We start from the raw sequence: 21680 nt of genomic DNA on the forward strand, positions 1-21680 counted from the left end.
AATGCCTTTAACGCTGTTAGTACATTTTCAAAAGTAATACCCTATCCCGCTCTCGCCTGCTATAGAGAGCGGTGCATCGAGTTAACGATGAACATTTATATCAAAGCAAACGAGGTGCCAAGATTGAAAATCTTTAATTTACAAAACGTTAGAACGTAAACAACTATTGCAAAGTAATACCGCGCACTGATTGAGTGCAAGTTTCGTTCATTATCGTGCAGGGTTACTTTACTAATTCCATGACCAATCTAGACTCGTCGTCACCGAAATAATGCGCTTCTTCTTTTAATACTTTGAAGCCAAGGGAGAGATACAAAGACAATGCAGGCTGATTATTCGGATCGACCGTCAACTTCACACTTGAGCCCAACTTCAACGGCGCGATGGCACTTTCAATCAGAGAACGCGCAATACCCTTACCACGATGTTGAGTATCGACAGCCAGTGACATGATCCAATATTGCTGCGCATTTGTGCTTGTCGTCAGCAAAATATATCCTGCGACTTGCTCCCCCTCTTTCGCCACTAGTAAGCTTTCCCCCCAACAATCAAAAGCTTGTCGAAAGAAAAATTGAGGATAGGCATGTTCTCCAAATAAAGTATTTTCAAGCGTATACACAGCCAATAAGTCGTCTTTATGTGCAGACAGAATGTCCATTCAATGATTCCTCCTTTAACATTTGTGGCGGCAGTATATACCTAAAACTCATCTAAATGCAGGACTCATAGACCTGCCACTTGCTAGCCCTCCAATATGCACCATGGCTCATTAAGTAAGAGCACGCTTCTTTAGCATATACATCCATGATTAAGTTTTAACCACAAAATCAAAAACCACCCATTAGTAAAAATTTGAAATATAACACCGATTTATTGCTTAATTTTTAGATTAAAATTCTAGTTTTTAAAAAAATTCATAGTTTGATAAGTTACACCCCCCCCTTATATTCAGCATGATTCACCACACTTCCGATGTGATAACAAACACCAAAACCTATACCATTCTCCGCATTATTATTTTTATAAAAGCGAGTTTTAAGTGAAAGAATCTCGAAATGCGTTAAATTCCAGTGAATTAAACACAACAACATCTTGGTCAAAACACGATACACATTGGGTCCTTAGTCTGTTTGGAACAGCCGTTGGTGCAGGCATTCTATTTCTGCCGATCAACCTTGGTATTGGCGGGTTTTGGCCGTTAGTCGCAATGGCTGTGCTTGCTTTCCCAATGACTTATCTTGCCCACCGTGGTTTAGCTCGCTTTGTACTGTCTTCCAAGATCAAAAATGCAGACTTTACTGATGTAGTAGAAGAGCACTTTGGCGCAAAAGCGGGTCGCTCTATTTCACTGCTGTATTTTCTTTCGATCTTCCCGATCCTGTTAATTTACGGTGTCGGTATTACCAATACCGTAGACAGTTTTATGGTTAACCAAGCTGATATGGCTTCTTTGCCTCGCCCTCTGCTTTCAGGTGTACTGGTGTTTGCATTAATTGCCATTATGATGGCGGGCGAAAAAGTCATGCTACGGGCTTTTGCCATTATGGTTTACCCATTAGTGGCTATTCTTGCCTTTCTTTCATTTTACTTGATACCAAACTGGACCATGCCAATCATGGACGCCCCTGAAGCGTCTGCTTTTGCTAGCACTATGTGGTTAGCGGTTCCTGTGGTTATTTTCTCGTTTAGTCACGCTGCTGCGATTTCAAGCTTTGCAAATGTGCAACGTCGCCATTATGGCGATCAAGCGGATGCGAAATCCGAAATAATTCTTCGACGCACTAGCATCATGTTAATTGCGTTTGTGCTTATTTTTGTCTTTTCGTGTGTATTAGCGCTGTCACCAGAGCAATTGGCTCAAGCTAAAGAACAAAACGTGTCGGTGCTGTCTTATTTAGCCAATGCAACAGACAACCCATTTATCGCAACGCTTGGTCCTTTGGTGGCTTTTGTTGCTATCACTTCCTCTTTTCTTGGGCACTTTTTAGGTGCACGCGAAAGCTTAAATGGTTTAATTACTAAACACTCTAAACTGTCTGAAAAGCGAGTTGATCGTATCAGCGTTGCAGTACTTTTCTTTTCAATCTGGGCAGCAGCGATCATGAACCCAAGCATTCTTGGTATGATGGAAGCGTTGTCAGGGCCTGTTATCGCGATGATCTTATTTATTATGCCAATGTTAGCGGTATACAAAATCGATGCATTGAAACAATATCGTGGGAATGGCTCAACTTACTTTGTTTTAACTGCGGGCATTGTAGCGGTAAGTGCATTGATTTTTAGCTTCTTCAGCTAAAAAGTAGTTATTAGGTTGGATTTTCAGGGGAATACCTTATACGAGATTAAGGTGATTCCCTGAATTTTCTTACTCTTAAGCGGGTAACCATCGTTACCATTGACTCTTAAATAAGAGCAAAAACGCCCGCAATCATAAGTACTGAAGCGATACAAGTGCGGCCAATAATACCGAAGTGTAAAGGTTGAATCATTTCATTATGCATAGTTAATCTCCTGTTTATTATAAAAGCCATTTTTTATTGGCTTAATAACACTATGTCTAATATCGAGTTTTTTAACAACCCATACAAACATTAAATATTTATGACAGAAAGATAATTTTTTAGCGAACCAGCCATCTTTCGAGATGCGAATCGCACCGACTAAATGATGAAATTTACACCACTAACAATGTTCGACACACTAGATTCGTCGCACTGTTTATCTTGTCGTTAAATCAATCTTTCCACTTTTGAGCATATTTATCATTATAAATCATAATATTAGCCTCACCTTTCGCGAAACTTTCTTCACAAGCCGTTTGTAACTCGGAATCCATCCGCACTTAGCCAATAAGAAGTGATAGACTTACCTAGTATTAGGGTTAAACGAGATCACATTTTATTAATAAGCTCATGCACTTTCCGATTAAAACGCTAACTTGCGCGCTGTTCTCAGTACTTGGATTCTTCTTCCATCCAACCCATGTACTTGCCAACACATTAAAACAGAGCTATCTGGAAGAACACATTTCTCCTCAAAGCAGCTCCATGCTCAATCTCTATTTTCGTTCAATGGGTAAGCCGCGCTCAATTGAAGAAGATGAATTAGTTGCGCCACAGAATGCGTCAGCGGAATCTCTTGCGCTTTATTACTTTGCGCGCCTTTACCTAAAGCGCTACGAAGGCGTTCCGCTGCCCAAAGATATGCCTGATTTAATTGAGTTTGGGACAGAGCATCATTTACCGTGGGTAGTCGCTGAAGCACAGCTTAATAAAGCGGTAACCATGATTGAACTAGACGACAATTGGAATGCAGAACTTGTACTCCATGACATCATCGCTGAAGCCCGCGATCTCGGCTACTTAGCGCTAGAAGGAAGAGCATATCGCTGGCTAGGGAACTTAGAGGTCTCACGGAATCAACTACGTAGCGGACTCAAGTATTACCGAACCGCCTATGAGTTGTTAGAGAGAACCGTATTTGAAATGCAAGTTGCCATGACGCTGAATAATATCGGTACCGTCTATATCGATGCATCCGATTGGGCTCGCGCCAGTAGCTACCTTACGCAAGCACTCGATACCTATTTAAACAGCAAATATCAATATGACAACAGCCTTTTCATTGGAGTTATCTACGCAAACTTAAGTATTGTTCACTTAAGCAGTGGAGATAGCGAAAAGGCAGAATACTATTTTAATGAAGCGATCCGACTATCAATGCAAACGGGGTCAGACGTCATCAAACATTATTCATTATCCAGCTTCTCACAAATGTTAAGTTCGATAGGGAAAATTGATGAAGCGTTGATGGTTGCACAGCGTTGCGTAGCTCTCCCTATCACGGGAAACGTAGAGGCGAAGAAAATGCCTTGTTATGAAGCATATGCAGAAGCATACCTCGCAGATGAACAATACGATAAAGCTATTTCGACAGCTATCAACGTACTTGAGCAAACTAAATCAACCGATGAGCTAGAAATACGACAGCGCATTGATATGCTGTCGGTCCTAGTAAACGCGAATCAAACCCTTAATAATTTTGAAGCGGCTTTTCGTTACTTAACTCAATTAAGAGAGCTAGAAGCTGAATTTTCTCATCATATTCACGGCGAAGAGATGATTAACATTAAGTTTGACCTCGAAGCTAAGTTAGCCCAGAAAGAACTCAAGCTACTAGAAACGAAAAATGCGTTGCAAGCTTCAGAGCTGCGTTCACAACGCTATAGAGAAATGTTCTACTTTATCGCTATCGCAGCGATTGGTGTCGTTGGCTTTCGTTACGTACTGCGCGTTAGGCGTATTAATAAAGCACTCACTCAAGAAAATACTACCGATCCATTAACTCAATTGCACAACCGTCGCTACCTTCCCATTTGGCTGGATAAAATGGCTCGTAGAAGCCCAGATAGAACGTTTGCCTTAGCCGTATTAGATATCGATCATTTTAAAACGTTTAACGATGAATATGGGCATGATATTGGCGACAAGATGTTAATTCATATTGCCAGGTTATTTAATGAATCGACTCGCTCTGGGGACCTACTCATCCGTTGGGGTGGAGAGGAGTTTGTCTTATTATTTGAAGTAAACAGAACTGAAGATTGCGCTAAATTCTTGGATCGATTGAGATATATCGTGGAAAACACGCCACTAGTGGTTGACTCTAAGTCATTAAACGCGACAATTTCTCTCGGGGCTGTCGACAGACTGTCCGTAAAAGCTATTCAACAAGAATGGGATCAATGGTTTTTCTTCGCAGATCAAGCTTTGTATGACGCAAAGCAAGCAGGAAGAAATCGCTTCGTTATTCACCCGACGTCATAAGAGCAAAATGAAAAAAATCCTAACCATCGCTATTTTTGCGCCTGCACTTCTCACTGCGTGTAGTAACCATCAAGCCTCTCAACTGGGAATGCGCAGCAGCAGTGTTAACGTATATGCCCAGCAAATGAGTAACACTCAGTTGTGCGAGACCCTCTACTACAACCGTGCAACCAACCAAACCAAAGTTGCGATTGGCGCTGAGTTTAACCGACGTGGTTTAAACAAGAAGTGGTGTGATAGTGAGTTCAATAAGCTATACATCAAAAAGTGGATTGATAACGTGTTACCCAAAGAAAAGGCCAAACCGAAGAAACCAATGGCGACAATTCAACCCGCTTCAACTAAATAATCCTTCCTCTCAAAGCAGACAGTACGACCGTATTTTCTGCTTTTTACTTTTCATGCGTGCGCTATTCGACATTAAAAAACCCTATAATTTCAGTGAATTAACACTGACTCATGTTGTTCGTCGAACTTTTGATGTAAACAAGTTGTAAATGGTTTTCGTCCTTATTATTTGTCGTTAGCTTTGTTTATTCCTGTTAGAGGAATATGAAACAGGAGCTAAAAAATTCCAAACAAAGACATGAGGTCAAAAATGGAAATACGCATTAACCGCCTATTTGCTGCTATGTTGGCAGTAGGCATTGCACCTGCCGTCTCGGCGTTTGATCCACTCTATTCTGAACAATGGCACTTAGACAACACAGGGCAAACTGCTTTTGCAGCTAACCCAGCTGTTGCTGGGAACGACCTAAACACCAAGCTCACTCAAGCAATGGGTATTGCGGGTATTGGTGTAAAAGTCGCGGTCATTGATTCTGGAGTGCAGATCGATCACCCAGATCTTGCAGGTAATATAGTTACAGGTAGCAGAAATTTCGTCGAAGACTCTTCTTTCCCATTAAGTTATCCGGTTGATACCAATGGTCACGGCACTGCTGTAGCCGGTTTGATCAGCGCAGTCGGCAACAATGGTGAAGGTGGACGCGGTGTTGCTTCTCACTCTTCTCTTATTGGTTTTAACTGGTTAGCCAACCAGACATTAGAAGGCTGGCTAATCTCTCACGGCATGGACCCTGCCACACGCGATGTTCGTGTATTTAACCAAAGCTACGGTTTCAGCCCGATCAACCCAATAACTTTTGATGAAAGTGATCCTCAACTTAAACTTGAAATGGACGTGATAAAAAATGTCAGCGAGAGTAACTCATGGGGACGCGGTGCTGTATTTGTTAAGTCAGCCGGCAATGGTTATCGCTATTTCAATGCGGGAAGATTCTTCGTGTTGCCAAGTAACTTCTTTGCTGGTGGAGACAACCAAGGCTTGCCGATGCACAACTCCGCTCAGTCTTATGACAACGCCAACTACTTTAATTTAATCACCAGTGCACTACGTGCGGATGGCACGCGAGCGAGTTACTCATCGGTGGGATCTAACGTATGGGTTGCCGCACCAGCAGGTGAATATGGGCAAGACTTCCCTGCCATGGTCACCACCGATTTGATGGGTTGTGAAGAAGGGCAAAATACCCGCGACGGCCTTGGTATCAATGGCTTACACGGCGGTACGGAGCTAGACCCGAACTGTAACTATACCAGTACAATGAACGGAACCTCGTCGGCTGCGCCAAATACGTCCGGTGCCATAGCGGCAATTATGTCCACGAATCATGCACTTTCTGCTCGTGATGTACGTGCTTTGCTAGCAGAGACAGCAAAAGTAACGGATAAAACGCATTCAGGCGTACAACTTGAATTTACTAACCACAAAGGTGAACAGGTTAGCTACGAGGCCATTTCTCCTTGGCAGAAAAACGCTGCAGGCGTAGATTTCCATACTTTTTATGGCTTCGGCGCTGTCGATTTGGATGAAGCAATGCAACGTGCTCGCATGACGAATCGTGTTTTACCGCCTCAAGTTATTACGCCTTGGGTTAATAATGCTAAAGAAGTAAGTGTACCCGATGCAAGTCTGGCTGGCGGTTCATCAAGTATCGCTATTGCCGATGATCTGAAGGTAGAATCCGTTCAAGTAAAATTGACATTAGACCACTCTCGCCTGCCCGACTTAGCTATCGAGCTCGTTTCGCCATCAGGGACTCGTTCCGTTTTGCAAACACCACGTAATGGTCTTGTTGGTCAATCTCTTGACCCAACGATTACTGGCTACAAAGACCAATTAATGTTGTCTAACCAATTCTATGGCGAAGATGCAAAAGGCGAATGGACATTACGAGCAATCGATACGAATGGCGACGAAGTCTTTTCTTACATTGCATATTTTAACTCTTCAACCAGCTATGACGTTCCGATGGCAAACAACGCTCAGCCAGGTGCTATTAAGAACTGGTCGATGCGCATCTTTGGACACTAAGGAGTCAATTACATGAAATACATATCATTTTCTATGCTGGCTCTTTCTATGATGACAGCTAGCGCATACGCTGAGCAACAACTTTCTCAACAACCCGCACCTGAACTGTTCGTGCCTTCAGAAGCGGTTGAGATTAATGGCCAAGATTATCGCAAGGTGCAAACAGGTACAGCTAGGAGCCTATCCGAAGAAGTAAAACTTCAAGCCGGTGATGAAGTGTTTAAGAATGCGTTTAGCAATGTATCCAAGGCCACTGGACTGGTTTACATCACGGTAAACAACCCTAACGAAGCGAAAGCGGTCGCCAAAGAGCTAAAGCTGGAAGTTGTCTTCGCAGAGGGAGAGTCTGCGGTGTTAAAAGCATCTCAAGATCAAGATCTACTGAGCATTAGCGACTATCTAAACGCAGACAGCCGGGTAAAAGCGTCTAAAATTGAACTAAACAGCGGTAAGTACCGTGCACAATAATTCTCTAGCAAGAGAAGTTGGCTGATAAAACCATGCCTCGGCAATTGCTGAGGCATTTTTATAGGTGAGTATAGAAACCCTCTTTTTCTTTTGTAGATTACGACGGAACTAGCATGATATTTAGGGGAGCGTGTCCGGCAACGCCTGTCATTTCTTAAATAAAATAACTTCGGTTCTTAGTTTATCCTGCGTGGTTTCTTGCGGGTTATCTAAGTAGCGCTCAATCCCTAATGGATTGGTTTTGGCTTTCATACCACTCTGACGAACCAAGTTCATCGCTAAAGCCCATGCATTTCCCAAAAACTGATATTCCCCACGGTGCTCGACGACAAATGTTTCACTCTCAGGTATGGTACCGGAAACCGCTCCCTCTGGCGCAGTTACTGCATTATCAAGTGGCAAGCAAGTGATAAACTCAAACGTGCCTTTCTGCATATCCATCGACTGGTAATAACAAAATAACTCGCCGTTCACAGATAAGCCCTTGTCATCAACTATCTGCTTTAACTTGTGAACTTGTTCTTCTATTACCGGACCTAATTCTGGAATGGTGGCCTCGCCTTTTATTCCGATGTAGTGAACCTGAGGCAGGGTTCGATTACCAATTTCAACCAAGTCTGAGAGCACTTGCCCGGTTTCAAGTTTGCTTTTGAGCATGCGCAGCCCACGTTGATAATCCATCTCTATCATCAACTTAAACATACTTTTCAAAAAGAACAGATACCAAGGAACGCGTGATTGCATTTGCCATTCGACTAAACAACCATCTTGTGACGGTGTCACTATTAGAGTCACCTTTCCGTGACTCTTGATTGGGCGAAAGAAATGAAGCTCCATATCTAACCGATGTTCTTGAGTGCTTTCAAGTACGATGGCACCAGTCCCAATACGCTGACCATTCCATTGGTAACCGGCTCCAACGTGACCTTGATTATCGCTGAATGTCAGCTCGCAACTCGGTTCAAGAATGATCCAAGGTGACCAATCAGGCCAGTTATTAAAATCCTTGAGATAGCCAATAATCTCGCTTTGATTCTTATTAATTTCAATACTTCTGCTGACCTGATAAGAAAGCATAACGGTTCCTCAAGTTTCCGCGTCACTAACTTCAGTCTAATTCAAATTCCGGTTTTTTCTTGTTTGACTGTGGGTTAGACGCACAAAGCTAGGAACAGAATTCCACTTTCGCACTAAATCGAACACCATCATCGTCCAGTATTAACGCCCATCCCATCCGTTCACATATGCGTTGTACGATAACAAGACCACAACCGTAGCCGGCGTTGTACGTCTCGTTACCATCGTGACGATTCAGGATCTTAAGAGCATGACCTTTCAACTCAATTTCAATATCCCCTACACTATAGCTAAAGGCGTTTTTAATCAGATTGTTGATAACAATGGTCACAAAACTCTCTGGAGCCGTCACTACACCACTATGTTGTTCGTGCAAAGCGTAATTCGAATCTTGCTTGGCAAATAAAGGAGCTAGCTCTTCCAACTGTTTTTGTAAACAAGTGAGAAGCTGATGCTCTCCGTAATGCTGAGGCTCTATTTTCTCTTTACCGAGCAAGAGAAACGCTTCTGTTAGTACGCGCATGTCTTCACAAGCTGACTGCATTCTCGCGATGGCTTTTTGCGCGACTCGAGGTTGTTCTGGAATACGCGTTAGAATGTCTGTTGAGCCTTTGATCACCATGATTGGCGTTCTCAACTCATGCGATGCAAAACGACTAAATTCTTGTTCTCGTTTGAAATAGCCCGCGATATCGTTTTTATTATCCAGCAAAGTTTGCTCTATTTGGCGTGTCTCGCTGAACTTGGTTTCAACTTGGAAAGCGGGTTGATCCGGTGACATTTGGCTGATTTTGTCTTCGATTTGCGCTAGTGGTCGAGACAATATTCGCACCATATAAATGCCATACCCGACCATAACAAATGAAAATAAGCCACCGAGCAGTAGCGTAAACTGATGCAGCGAGCTTTCGTATTCGTCGAGGTAATCATCGGAGTCATCTTGAAACACAATGTACATAAGCCCCTTCCCTGAGGGGTGTTTCAATACGACAAAGTGTTTGTCTTCTTCACCAAGCAGATATTCGTAAAAACCGGGCGAAGTAAAAGAGAGCAACCAATCCGGTGTCGGTGCTTCACTCCAATATGAGTTGAACTCCAATACGTTTGGCAATGGCGCATCCCAGCCCTGTTTCTCGAAATTTTCACTATAAAGCGCAGCTTCAGTATCAAGCCAGTGATGTAAACTCAGCACTTCGAGTTTGTTTTCTGCCACATAAATCAGCGACCAAAAAAGAGTAAACATCACAAACGTCATGCCCCCAAAACCCCAACGGATCTTGCGATAAATACTTGGATATTCGTTATGCTTTAAGTCGGTAACCTTGTCCATGAATAGTCTCTAATCGTGATTCTTCAAAACCTTTGTCTAACGCGGTTCTTAAACCATAAATATGGCTACGAAGTGCATCACTTCCGGGTGGTTCGTCTCCCCACACACTATCGATCACTTCTGTGCGCGAAACCGATGCTGGAGCACGTTGGAGAAGTAACTTTAAAATCTTGGTTTGAATTCGGCTCAGCTTAATTTCTTTGTCTTTTCTCGTCACTTTGCCTGTGCGCGCATCTAAACAAATGTCCGCAAACTTGAGCGTGCCAATATCTTGCCTTGGACCGCGATTAGCCAAAGCATGAACACGCAAACTAAGCTCTTCCATCGCAAATGGCTTCATTAAATAATCATCGCCTCCCGCTTTAAATGCCGCGATTTTGTCATCTAACGTATCTTTTGCGGTTAGGAAGAGGATTGGCGTTCCACAGAGCTCATCTTGTCGCAGTTTCTGTACCGTACTAATGCCATCGAGCTTAGGCATCATGATATCCATGATGATTACATCGTAATGATTATCCTCGATTAACTTCAGTGCGGCCTCACCATGATACGCACAATCGATAATCATGCCTTCAAGCTCAAGATAGTCCGCAATCGTCTCCGAGACATTGTGGTTGTCATCTACAATTAAAATTTTCATAAAAATCACATTTCTTCACGATCTCTTCACGATATGCCCAATAAGATACAGGCAATTTCCTAAACTAGCTCGTAAATTGAGGTTAATACAATGAAAAAACTCGCTCTTATTTCTGTAGTAGGTTTGGCATTGTCTGGTTGTGGTGGTTCAGGTGGTGGCAGCAATAGCGATAGCACACCAACTCAACCAGTAGTGAAACCAAGTGTAGCGATTGGCTCTGTTGAAGCGGTCAACGCTGAAGAAAACACGTTAACCGTCAATGGATATACATACCATGTGTCTGGGGTGGTTTATGGCGATACATCAATGCAATTAGCCGATGTAGAACCCAAAATGATGGTTCAAGTAGGAACAGATGTTCGTAAAGCGTCTGACGATGGCTTCTTAGTAACACTTGAGCCAACCATTACCGGACGTGTTACAGCAATTGATTATGTGAAGAAAACATTTACGGTAAACGGCGTAGATCTGCAGTTTGACGGTTTAAGTGATGATATAGAGATCAACGACTGGGTGATGGTGTCATCCTTGCCGACTGCTGATGCGGGTTATCGAGTGTTGTCTGTGGTCGAAATCGACGTAGATAACGATTACCCAACTCTTGAAAGCTACTACGAACTGGAAGGTCGCATTACTAGTATCGATGAAAATGCTGGCACGTTTAAGCTTGGTACAAATATAACCGTATCTTACGACAACATTAGCCAACTTAGCATCGGCCAATGGGTGGAAGTAGAAGGTGAAATGCAAAACGGCGTCTTCATGGCAAATGAGGTAGAAGTTGAAGGCTACGACGTCATAAGCAATGACAGCGATGTGGAAGGCATCGTGACTTGGGTTGCAAATGATTACAGTGAGTTTTCATTAAACTACCGAGGTGCATTCTTCATCGATAACGCAACACGATTTGAAGATGGCAGCAAAGCGAACCTAAAACAAGGCCAAGAAGTGGAAGTAACGTCTGTCATGAAAAATGGCAAACGCATCGCTACCGTTATTGAGTTTGAGCAACCAGACTTTGACGATAACAACCAATGGCAAGGTAAAGAATTTGAATGTGAAGGATACGTATCAAACTACGATGCTGAAGCAAGAACATTTGACATCGAGCGTTGCGAAAACGACGCAGATCAATTGCTAAACAACACGACCGTTGTAATTGATGCACACACACGCTTCCAAGGTATCGAAGAACTTAACCTAAATGGTGCTCGTGTCGAAGTCGATGGTGTAATCATCAACGACCAAAATATTGCCCGTGAAGTGGAGTTGGACGTTTACGACAACTGATCCCTTCTACGCTAAAGAAAAAGTGTCACTTCGGTGGCACTTTTTTGTTTTTCTATTTTTAAATCCTCTCTCTTCTTTTGGCTTACTTTAGTAGCGAAACCTTACAGTAAAAAAAGAGCGCCGATTGACGCTCTTTCCGATCTCTAATTGATAACCAATTATGCGGCCTCTGTCTGACCTATCCAATGATAATGGTGGTTGGCTTTTTTACCCACTAAACCGAGCTCTGCCAATTCCTCAAACACCTTGTCTACCTCTTCCGCAGATAGCCTAAATTGTTTGGCAACGGCTTTTTTTGTGCACGTAATTTGATGCGTTTTAAGTGCATCGCTAACTTGCTCTAACAGAGTTTTCGGTTCTTTTGGCTCTTCAGGCTCCGGCGTTACTGGTATTTCTTGCTCTTCCTCCTCTTTGATATGAGGAAGATATCCCGCTGGCTCTGGATCGATATCGCGAACCGTTTTCAGTATCATGCCCTCATTTCGGCGATAGAAATGTCTGAACCGTTGCTCTTCACCAATCAGGCCGACAAAAAATGCAGCAAAGAAATCCAACAGAATCGAAAGAAATACAACTAAGCCAAGCTGAGCTTGCTGAGAGGTGGTACCAAATGCGTTGGCTAGGCTATCAATCAAACCAATCACTGAGCCTTGCGTGACCGGTGGCAAACTATCACGTTCCATAGCCAAGCGTTGCTGCTCTTCGCGTAAGGTTTTGTTTTGCTCCTGAATGCGAGTTACACCAGTCGCGATACGCTCCATCTCGATGTATTTCTGCGCTGCCATATTGTTGAGCTCAATCTGTTTATCGATTGCCGCAATTTGGCGATTAAACGCTTCCACTTTCGCCTGCTCTACCGAAATATGGCTTTGTGCGCTGTTTGTTGCACTGTTAATGCCACCAATACTACCGCCAATGGAGATCGCAGCTAAGACTAAATAAAACACGAGAGCGGTTGCCGCCCCTGTATAGTTGCGATGGGCTCGGCGCTCACCGTATTCATACCAAGCGTAGAACTTACCCGCTTCAAAAATAATCGCTAAACCACCAAATAAGGTTTGCATCATCGGGTTTTCGTCGATCGACAAAAACAGCAATAGAGAAAAAATAGTCGATGCTAAAATCGCAGCACCAGTGAATGCGTATACACTCACCATGGCAAATCGACCTTTAGGGTATCGATATCCAATCTGTTGTTCGTATTTCATTTGAGAAATTTCTTAAGATTAATCGCCCCTCCGACTAAGTAGGACGGACGTTCTGGCATGTACAAAGGAGCGCAGAATACCGTATCCTTTATTAAATTACTGTCATAATTCCGTTAATGGAAAACAAGTGAAGATTCGGTGTGCACTTTGAATCGATATCAGCCAAATCTAGCACGTAAAAACACCACCACGACACCCACTAACCGAAGCTTCAGTGACATATAAGAGAGATTTATTCAATATCTTCAAAAGCGACTAGGCAAGACAGACAAGCTGAATTGGAGGTTATGAATGCCAGCCTAATCAAGACATGCCATCTGCCGTAACACGTTGCTTTAAATCGTAAAGAGCCAAGCTATTAAAGCGTTAAAAATAGGCAACAAAACAAATAATGCACACTTGCATCACCTTTTAGTAAACTGATAATTACATTGTTTGGTTAATTTGTTAGTATCCCGCGCCGAAGAAGATAAGCACTCAATTGTATGGAAAACACTCTAATACAGCATAAACACCATCGCTTGCACGCTATTGCGGTTATTATCGCGGTGTTGTTTCAGTTGTATTTAGCGTCCACAGCGACTCTTAACCCAACACAAGTTCACAGCACAACCTGGCTTAACAAAGTTCAAAGTGAAAAGGTCTTACTGTGTACCGCAGATGGTTTCAAATGGGTGGATATCAATACGCTGATTGAAGCTAACGCTCAACCTTCTTCTACGCTCATTCAAAATCTTAATTTACATGAAGGCTTTCAGTTTGAGTGTCCGCTTCTTCAAGCGGTTCAATTCTTTCTTTTGGTTGCGATTGGGCTATACCTGACTACCATCCATTGGCAGCGCCGAGTCAAGAAAGCTCTGACGCCTTACCGATTTTCAAAATGCGATAAGCTCGTTTACAAACACATCGCGCCTAAGCACTCTCCGCCGAGTGTTTTTCCTGCCTAACAGGCATCTAATCATTAACAACTTTATTCAAAAATAACGATGACTCTGTTTGTTGTCCATTCAGAGAAGCTATTCATTCAAAAGGAAAAACACATGCTTAAATCATTAAAAACCGCCGCTATCGCGCTTATTGCTGTCATCGCTAGCCCGCTGAGTTTAGCGCACGATTATGAAGCAGGGAAAATTCATATCGACCATCCATGGAGCCGCGAAGCGCCACCAAACGCACCTGTTATCGGTGGTTTTTTTCAATTAACCAACCACGGTAACAGTGAAGATGCATTGATCGCAGCAGAAAGCCCAATCGCAGGACATGTCGAAATTCACACGCATAAGAAAGAAGATGGTGTGATGAAAATGATTAAGATTGACGAAGTGCGCGTTCCCGCCAATGACTCAGTGTTGTTTAAGCCAGGCAGCTTCCATTTAATGATTTTCAATCCAACACAAGCGCTCAAAGAAGGTGACCGCTTCCCTATGACGTTAACATTCAAAAACGCGGGTAAAGTGGAAGTAGAAATGGCGGTTGAAAAACAAGGTCACATGGAAAAACACATGCACCATTAATGACGTAAACAAAAATGCCCGCTGATTTAGCGGGCATTTTTATTTCAGCTTAGTAAAAATCATTATTCCGATAGATCATAACCCGATTCTTGAGAATAATGGCAGCGAGTTGCGCTTAGCGAGACGAAGTCATATACATAACAGCATGCTCGGACAATAGATCTGAATCACGCTCGTCCCTCATTGTTCAGAATGACATTGAAAGATTTAAGAACCCTAACAAGGTTCCCTACTCGCATGAAACTCAATCTCTCAGCGAAGTCTTCCAACCATCATTTGATAAGCCTAAGCGAAGTCATAAATTTGGTAACAATGCCCATAGCGCAATTAGTTTTCTTTCTACTTGAAACAGACCTCAGCCCAACGAGCTAGGCCAGCAGTTACCGAGCCAAAATAATTTCCACTGACGACCGGAATATTTGGCAGTACGGTTTGCACCGCATCGCGCAAAATTGGCGAGCGTGCCGAACCACCAGTCATAAAGATAGCATCGGGTTTCACCCCAGCTTGCTCTACCGCTTCTGTCACCAACGCCGTCATTTTATTCTTCGGCGACTGAATCGCTTCGATCATTTCGTCTCGTTGCACATCGACTTCAATCAGCTCTGACAGTAAGTTGATGCCAGTTCGGTAAGAAGCTTGTTCTGAAAGCGCCACTTTCGCTTCTTCGGCACGGCGAACAATGTTGTAGCCTAAAGACTCATGATACACCTCTAGCAAACGAGCAAGCTTTTCTGGCTCTTGAGCCTGCTTTTGAAGCAACTTCAACGCGGATAGGTTCTCTCGCGAATAGAAATCACTCTGCGCTTCTACATTGTTGATTGCTATCGGGTTCCAGAATTGGGTGGTCGGCATCACAATACCTGACTCCATTTTGCTTTCCATGCCAAACGGGAACATGAGCTGCTTAAATGCTAACGCGATATCAAGATCATTCCCGCCGACGCGCTGGCCACTATGAGCTAACAAGCTTGCGGTCCTATCCGCTTTGCCACGCCAAGACGGCCCCATTTGAATCAACGAGCAGTCCGTTGTACCACCGCCAATATCGACCACTAGAATGGTTTTGTCTTCGCTGAGTGTCGCTTCATACTCTAGGCCCGCCGCGACAGGCTCAAACTGAAACTCCACATTTTGGAAGCCCGCACGTTTCGCTGCCCGCAACAAAATGCGTTCAGCCTGAATGTTAGCCGTTTCACCGCCACGCCCATGGAAGTTAATTGGCCGGCCGATAACAGCATCGGTAATACTTTGCTGCGCATCGTTTTCGGCTTGCGACTTAATATTGTCCATCATCGCGCAGACAAGATCTTCAAAGAAAGCCAATTGCACGTCACGCAAGCCAGAAGCGCCAAGAAAAGACTTCGGCGACTTTACGTAATAGATATCACGAGGATCTTCCAAATAGAGATTAAGCGCCGCCTGACCAAATGCAATGTCGTCAGATTCGAGATCAATACTTTCTTCTCGGTTTAAATTGATTGCCCGGCGTAAAACCTGCTCACCAACTTGATCTAATGGTTTAATATCTCGATGGCGAAATAAGTGCTCGGATACCGATTCACGAGTCGGTGCAGCAAGGGTGGAAGGAATAAATGGACTGTTCCCTTCTAGGTTAAGCATTACTGGCTCACCCGATTCCATTTTTGCCACTGAACAGTTTGCAGTGCCATAGTCAAAGCCGATAAACATAGTTCCTCCCACTAATAAGGGCCTGTAGACCGTTAAAAAGCCGGCAATGCTAACTTAATGGCATAGGAATTACTATCCTAAAATCGTGTGTAATTTAACGTGGCAAGTCTATCTAAGGTTTATTGCTCTCTTTTTTCATAGATGGCAAAACAACCGCAACCAATAACGCTAATAATAAGAATACAGGAGTAAGCGTTAACCCGTGCCAGATCGAATAACCGTCATGGAACAACCAGAAAATACCAACAGTCAAGAGATACGCAAAGTAACTGCAAAATACTAAGCTAATTGCAACAAAGCGCGTTCGATTGATAATAAGAATCCGCACTAGATACTGACTAAGAATACCAGAACAGTGCATGGCAAGCTGCCAATTGATGATAAAGAAAGCAAGCGCAATAAACCCAGCAACCACTAGTGAATCGTGAGTATTTAAAATAAAGTAGCTACCAAATCGGCTTATGATGATCGGGTAATCCCCTTCATATACTGTTGACCAAGATATCGCATTTGCTGCTGCAATATAATTCGCAAAATAAGCGATGGCGTAAAAAGTCGTTTGAGAACTGAACGGCTGAAATACATCCGTACAATATCCTCGCCATTCTTCTTTGTTGGCGGTAGGTCCAACCCAGTTACGTTTTTGATGAGCGACGCGCTCGGCGAATGCAGGTCCGTTGCGAAACAACAACCAAAATATATACAGTGAAAGTATGACCAAGAGTATCGAAAACATACCCTTCCCCCTCAGAAATTATCGGCTCCACTGCCAATGGCGTTGGGGTCGTAAACTGCACTTCCCTGCTATACCTATTTCATTTATCTGAACTTATTATTTTATTGCTGCCAAAACTTATTTAACGACATGCTAAACAGAAACATGGTCTCACTTGATGTTTAAGCTCAAAAGCCTACTTGTAGGTTTAGCACACAAAAACAGGGCCTGCAGAATGGAGAAAAGGAAACCGCAACTTATTAACGAACATGAAGACGCTAACTTGCTACGGTGACCGCGATGAGGGGAGAAGCATTCAAAGCGGTCATACATGCGGGAGGAACAGCTATTTCTCTAGCTTCTCTTCAAATACACCAATCTCTCTACCCAGCCAAATCGCGCGTTCCGTATGATCGAGCAACTCTTCTTCACTCACAGGATGGATAAGCACAGAAAAATCACCTCGAATCGTATCGAGCCAAGCCAAAAACTCTTCACTCAATGACTCTAGGTGAATTTCAAACATCGGCATTTTATGTGGGCCAACCAATCTTCCAACCAAAGGAAACACACGCAGCACATCTTGACGCTCTTGACGGATGATCTCGTTCAAGGCTTGCGCTTTATCTTGTTCTCTTAAAGGAAAATAAACATGAGCGTGATACATAATTTCTCCATAATCACTTCGACTTGAGCACCTTCTACTGTTGATAAGCTCAAGGACCGCCGAGGGTATACATTTGTAATGCCGTCACCCTACCCTGATTCCAATCTGTTGGGAAGAAGTTATGTATTCTCATAAGGCCGGAATTTCGGGCACAACAAAAAATCTCAATACAACACATAACAACTACTTGAGTTGATTCATTAATAATGACTCACTTTGTCAAATTTTACAGCCAAATTTTGTTGCAAATATGTTTCATTAACCAGTAATTAAATTCGAATTTAAAAATACCAATAGCAAAATAACAGCACATTACTCTGCCAAATTAGGGTGCAAGCAAAACTTTACTACTGGTCAAAAGTCAAAATGAAGCACAATTTAACAATTTGTTTACACTTATTGTATCTGGCTATACCACGATTTAGTTAGAGGGTTAGATGCAGAAAAAATGTTTCTCTGTGTCTTGCGATGAAATAGCCGCAGCGGTGTTATCGAAAAATAGTTTAAAGGACGTACAGATGCCTACAGCTATAGAAAACACAAGCAACCTTAGGTATGGCCTTTGCGCTGATATCAGAGTTTGAGTACCCATACAAACTCTGGTTTGATATGAACAGCTGCAGTCCAAAAGACACGCAGCGTCAAAAGGAGCTTGAGATGAACGTTCAGGCATTACCCATGCATCGGTTTATCGACCATCATGGGGACCTAGTCGGCCAACTACCCAACTGGGCTGACACTGAAACTTTGGTCGGGTTTTACCGAGACATGGTATTAACTCGCACTTACGACAACAAAGCCGTTGCGTTGCAACGCACCGGCAAGTTAGGGACCTACCCTTCGCACCTAGGTGCTGAAGCCATCGGTATTGCGGTCGGCAGAGCGCTGAAAGCCGATGATGTATTTGTCCCTTATTATCGCGATATGCCTGCAATGTGGTGTCGTGGTATTGGCATGGAGAAGAATCTTCAATACTGGGGCGGTGATGAGCGCGGTAGTGATTTTGCGCCTGAGGGCAGCCCAATTCCTAGCCGAGATCTTCCATTCTGTGTCCCCATTGCGACGCAATGTACGCACGCTGTCGGGGTGGCTTCCGCACTGAAAATTCAAGGTAACCATGAAGCTGCGCTAGTCATGTGTGGCGATGGCGGTACATCCAAAGGGGATTTTCTAGAGTCAATAAACTGTGCGGGTGCTTGGAATATTCCACTTGTTTTCGTTGTGAATAACAACCAGTGGGCAATTTCAGTGCCGCGTAGCCTTCAATGTGCTGCCGATTTCTTATCAGAAAAAGCGCAAGGCGCTGGCATCCCGGGCATTACGGTAGATGGTAACGATGTAGTCGCCATTTATGATGCAACTAAGACCGCACTTGAGAGAGCGAGAAAAGGGAAAGGCGCAACACTCATCGAAGCGGTCAGTTACAGATTAAGTGACCACACTACGGCCGATGATGCGACTCGTTATCGTAAAGAGGACGATGTTCAAACCGCATGGCAATACGAACCTATAGCACGTCTTAAAACGTATCTCCTTAATCAAGGGGCTTGGAGCGATGAACAAGAGCAACAATGGCTAGAATACTGCAAGGAACAAGTGGAACTGGCAGTTGAGCGCTACCTCAGCTTACCGTCACAAGCACCTGAAACTGGGTTCGATTATTTGTATGAATCGCTTCCCCAAGAGCTTCACGCTCAAAGAGATGAACTCATCAACAAAGCAATGCGAATGCAGGGAGGCAAACATGGCTGAGCTAACGTTAGTTGAAGCAGTAAACCTCGCTCTGCACCACGAAATGCAACAAGACCAAAATGTTGTCGTGTTAGGTGAGGACGTAGGTGATAATGGTGGCGTATTCCGTGCCACCGTAGGGCTCAAACAAGAGTTTGGTCTCAAACGAGTGATCGATACGCCACTCGCTGAAGCGTTAATCGGCGGTGTTGCGGTCGGTATGGCAACGCAAGGATTACGACCTGTCGCCGAATTTCAATTTCAAGGTTTCGTTTTTCCTGCAATGGAGCACTTAATGTGCCACGCGGCACGCATGCGTAACCGAACTCGCGGTCGCCTCACTTGCCCTGCGGTTTTTCGTGCGCCATTTGGTGGCGGTATTCACGCTCCAGAGCACCACTCAGAAAGTGTAGAAGCGCTATTTGCGCACACTGCTGGCTTTAAAGTAGTGATTCCTTCTTCACCTCAACGCGCATACGGCCTGCTTCTCGCCGCGATTCGAAGTAATGATCCTGTCATGTTCTTCGAACCGAAACGCATTTATCGAACCGTAAAATCTGAAGTCGTTGATAATGGCGAAGCACTTCCACTCGACACCTGCTTCACCTTACGTAAGGGGCGCGATATCACGCTTGTTACTTGGGGCGCATGCGTCGTAGAGTCACTTCAAGCCGCACAGACCTTATCTAGTCAAGGGATTGAAGTCGAGGTGATTGATTTGGCGAGCATTAAGCCAATTGATACCGCAACGATTTTCAGCTCACTAGAAAAAACCGGACGTTTACTCGTTGTTCATGAAGCGAGTAAAACTTGTGGTGTGGGCTCTGAGCTTTTAGCTCGAACAGCCGAACACGCCATGTGCTTACTAAAAGCCCCGCCTAAACGAGTAACTGGAATGGACACCATTATGCCTTATTACCGTAACGAAGATTATTTCATGGTTCAGGAAGAAGACATTGTGACCGCAGCGCGCGAACTCGTGGAGGATTGGAAATGAAGACGTTTAACTTACCCGATCTCGGCGAAGGCCTCGCTGAATCAGAAATTGTAAAATGGCACGTTAATGTCGGTGACATGGTTAAGTTGGATCAAGTGATCTTAACTGTCGAGACAGCAAAAGCGACGGTCGATGTTCCCGCCCCCTACTCGGGCCGTGTAGTCAGCCGCCATGGGGAAGAAGGTGATATCGTCAATATTGGCGCATTGCTACTCGAAATTGACGAAACTGGCGCAGAGCGCGGGGCTACGGTAGAGAAAAAAGAGACCGCTGACGCCGCGACCGTTGTCGGCAACGTTTCTCATCAAGCGCATCACGTTAACGTCGATGACTTCTGGATTGGAGGCAATCACAACACGACTGAGAGTAATCTAGTTACTGCTCTACCGTCGGCTCGTCTATTGGCACAAAAACTTGGAGTAGATCTTAATCTCGTGTCAGGCAGTGGTCCAAACGGTCTTATCGTTGATGCCGACATTTACGACGAAGCCGGAAAACAGCGTCCGGGCACAGAAGTATTGAAAGGTGCTCGACGCACCATGGTGTCGTCGATGACTGAGTCACACGAGCACGTTGCTGCCGTGACCATTACAGAAGAAGCGTTGCTGGAAGACTGGCTGCCGAACGAAGACATCAGTATCCGTCTAGTTCAAGCGATTGTTCATGCGTGTCAGGAAGAGCCCGCTTTAAATGCTTGGTTTGATGCAGAAACCATGACGCGTTGCGTGCACAATACGGTTAACCTTGGTATTGCTGTAGATAGCCGTCATGGCTTGTACGTACCCGTATTGCGCCACGCAGATGAATACGAGCCACAAGATGTTCGTCGTTGGCTCGATCAAACTGTTGAAGGGATCAGAGAGAGAAAAATCGGTCGAGAGCAATTACAGCACGCGACGATTACGCTTTCCAACTTCGGGGCGATTGCTGGCATTTACGCGACACCTGTCGTCACACCTCCGCAAGTCGCTATTGTTGGTGCTGGTCGAATACTCGACCGAGTGGTGATAAGAAATGGTCAAGCAATTTCGGTGAAAGCAATGCCGCTATCAGTAACGTTTGATCATCGCGCTTGTACTGGTGGTGAAGCTGCAAGGTTTACGAAAGTACTTGCAGAGCACCTGCAACGCCCGAGCGAAAAGTAACTG

19 protein-coding genes are annotated in these 21680 nt (G+C 44.1%); 11 read left to right on the forward strand and 8 right to left on the reverse strand.

The window, feature by feature from the left end; all coding sequences use genetic code 11:
• Window positions 1-223 precede the first annotated feature (223 nt).
• A complete protein-coding gene (locus D8S93_RS16935) occupies window positions 224-658 on the reverse strand; it encodes a GNAT family N-acetyltransferase (RefSeq protein WP_047009260.1) in 435 nt (144 codons plus the stop codon).
• Between the two features lie 381 nt (window positions 659-1039).
• Here D8S93_RS16935 and D8S93_RS16940 point away from each other — a divergent pair, with 381 nt between their 5' ends.
• The 5 genes from D8S93_RS16940 (at window position 1040) to D8S93_RS16965 (ending at window position 7671) form a co-directional block, all read left to right on the forward strand.
• Entirely contained in the window at window positions 1040-2296 is a 1257-nt protein-coding gene (locus D8S93_RS16940; RefSeq protein ID WP_319803031.1) for an aromatic amino acid transport family protein, read from the forward strand.
• Between the two features lie 616 nt (window positions 2297-2912).
• Entirely contained in the window at window positions 2913-4826 is a 1914-nt protein-coding gene (locus D8S93_RS16950; RefSeq protein WP_152814398.1) for a tetratricopeptide repeat-containing diguanylate cyclase, read from the forward strand.
• 7 nt (window positions 4827-4833) lie between these two features.
• Window positions 4834-5175 (forward strand): hypothetical protein, encoded by a 342-nt coding sequence (locus D8S93_RS16955; protein WP_012842508.1) that lies wholly within the window; start codon window positions 4834-4836, stop codon window positions 5173-5175.
• A gap of 249 nt (window positions 5176-5424) precedes the next feature.
• The gene (locus tag D8S93_RS16960) at window positions 5425-7203 is read left to right on the forward strand and encodes a S8 family peptidase (protein WP_152814400.1); all 1779 of its coding nucleotides are present in this window, start codon (window positions 5425-5427) and stop codon (window positions 7201-7203) included.
• Between the two features lie 12 nt (window positions 7204-7215).
• The gene (locus D8S93_RS16965) at window positions 7216-7671 is read left to right on the forward strand and encodes a hypothetical protein (protein WP_012842506.1); all 456 of its coding nucleotides are present in this window, start codon (window positions 7216-7218) and stop codon (window positions 7669-7671) included.
• Window positions 7672-7818: 147 nt separating this feature from the next.
• Here D8S93_RS16965 and D8S93_RS16970 read toward each other — a convergent pair whose 3' ends face one another.
• From D8S93_RS16970 to D8S93_RS16980, 3 genes are all read right to left on the reverse strand, one after another.
• Window positions 7819-8748, reverse strand: coding sequence for an SRPBCC family protein (locus D8S93_RS16970; protein WP_152814402.1), 930 nt, complete (start codon window positions 8746-8748; stop codon window positions 7819-7821).
• Between the two features lie 88 nt (window positions 8749-8836).
• Window positions 8837-10078 carry a sensor histidine kinase gene (locus D8S93_RS16975; RefSeq protein WP_152814404.1) on the reverse strand — a complete coding sequence of 414 codons (1242 nt, stop codon included), beginning with the start codon at window positions 10076-10078 and terminating at the stop codon, window positions 8837-8839.
• The gene (locus D8S93_RS16980; protein WP_047009266.1) at window positions 10050-10718 is read right to left on the reverse strand and encodes a response regulator transcription factor; all 669 of its coding nucleotides are present in this window, start codon (window positions 10716-10718) and stop codon (window positions 10050-10052) included. The genes D8S93_RS16975 and D8S93_RS16980 overlap by 29 nt, the downstream gene beginning before the upstream one ends.
• Before the next feature lie 90 nt (window positions 10719-10808).
• Between D8S93_RS16980 and D8S93_RS16985 the strand changes: the two genes are divergently transcribed.
• A complete protein-coding gene (locus D8S93_RS16985; RefSeq protein ID WP_152814406.1) occupies window positions 10809-12008 on the forward strand; it encodes a DUF5666 domain-containing protein in 1200 nt (399 codons plus the stop codon).
• A 158-nt stretch (window positions 12009-12166) separates the two neighbouring features.
• Here D8S93_RS16985 and D8S93_RS16990 read toward each other — a convergent pair whose 3' ends face one another.
• A complete protein-coding gene (locus tag D8S93_RS16990; protein WP_047009268.1) occupies window positions 12167-13216 on the reverse strand; it encodes a hypothetical protein in 1050 nt (349 codons plus the stop codon).
• A 485-nt stretch (window positions 13217-13701) separates the two neighbouring features.
• Between D8S93_RS16990 and D8S93_RS16995 the strand changes: the two genes are divergently transcribed.
• A complete protein-coding gene (locus tag D8S93_RS16995) occupies window positions 13702-14163 on the forward strand; it encodes a hypothetical protein (RefSeq protein ID WP_114322962.1) in 462 nt (153 codons plus the stop codon).
• 93 nt (window positions 14164-14256) lie between these two features.
• Window positions 14257-14730 carry a copper chaperone PCu(A)C gene (locus tag D8S93_RS17000; protein WP_152814408.1) on the forward strand — a complete coding sequence of 158 codons (474 nt, stop codon included), beginning with the start codon at window positions 14257-14259 and terminating at the stop codon, window positions 14728-14730.
• Window positions 14731-15069: 339 nt separating this feature from the next.
• Here D8S93_RS17000 and yegD read toward each other — a convergent pair whose 3' ends face one another.
• The 3 genes from yegD to D8S93_RS17015 all read right to left on the reverse strand — a co-directional run bounded on the left by yegD (window position 15070) and on the right by D8S93_RS17015 (window position 17804).
• Window positions 15070-16422, reverse strand: coding sequence for a molecular chaperone (gene yegD, locus D8S93_RS17005; RefSeq protein ID WP_152814410.1), 1353 nt, complete (start codon window positions 16420-16422; stop codon window positions 15070-15072).
• 112 nt (window positions 16423-16534) lie between these two features.
• Window positions 16535-17158, reverse strand: coding sequence for a hypothetical protein (locus tag D8S93_RS17010; RefSeq protein ID WP_005395624.1), 624 nt, complete (start codon window positions 17156-17158; stop codon window positions 16535-16537).
• A gap of 325 nt (window positions 17159-17483) precedes the next feature.
• A complete protein-coding gene (locus tag D8S93_RS17015) occupies window positions 17484-17804 on the reverse strand; it encodes a DOPA 4,5-dioxygenase family protein (protein ID WP_005375836.1) in 321 nt (106 codons plus the stop codon).
• A gap of 657 nt (window positions 17805-18461) precedes the next feature.
• On the opposite strand from D8S93_RS17015, the gene pdhA reads away from it, so the two are divergent.
• The 3 genes from pdhA to D8S93_RS17030 are packed head-to-tail and all read left to right on the forward strand — an operon-like array spanning window position 18462 to window position 21677.
• On the forward strand, window positions 18462-19556 hold the full coding sequence (gene pdhA / locus D8S93_RS17020; protein WP_152814412.1) for a pyruvate dehydrogenase (acetyl-transferring) E1 component subunit alpha: 1095 nt from the start codon (window positions 18462-18464) through the stop codon (window positions 19554-19556).
• Entirely contained in the window at window positions 19549-20532 is a 984-nt protein-coding gene (locus D8S93_RS17025; RefSeq protein WP_005395620.1) for an alpha-ketoacid dehydrogenase subunit beta, read from the forward strand. The genes pdhA and D8S93_RS17025 overlap by 8 nt, the downstream gene beginning before the upstream one ends.
• The gene (locus D8S93_RS17030) at window positions 20529-21677 is read left to right on the forward strand and encodes a dihydrolipoamide acetyltransferase family protein (protein ID WP_047009272.1); all 1149 of its coding nucleotides are present in this window, start codon (window positions 20529-20531) and stop codon (window positions 21675-21677) included. The genes D8S93_RS17025 and D8S93_RS17030 overlap by 4 nt, the downstream gene beginning before the upstream one ends.
• The last annotated feature ends 3 nt before the right edge of the window (window positions 21678-21680 follow it).

The sequence above is a fragment of the Vibrio sp. VGrn 2 genome (genome assembly GCF_009361695.1).
GTDB lineage: Bacteria > Pseudomonadota > Gammaproteobacteria > Enterobacterales > Vibrionaceae > Vibrio > Vibrio diabolicus.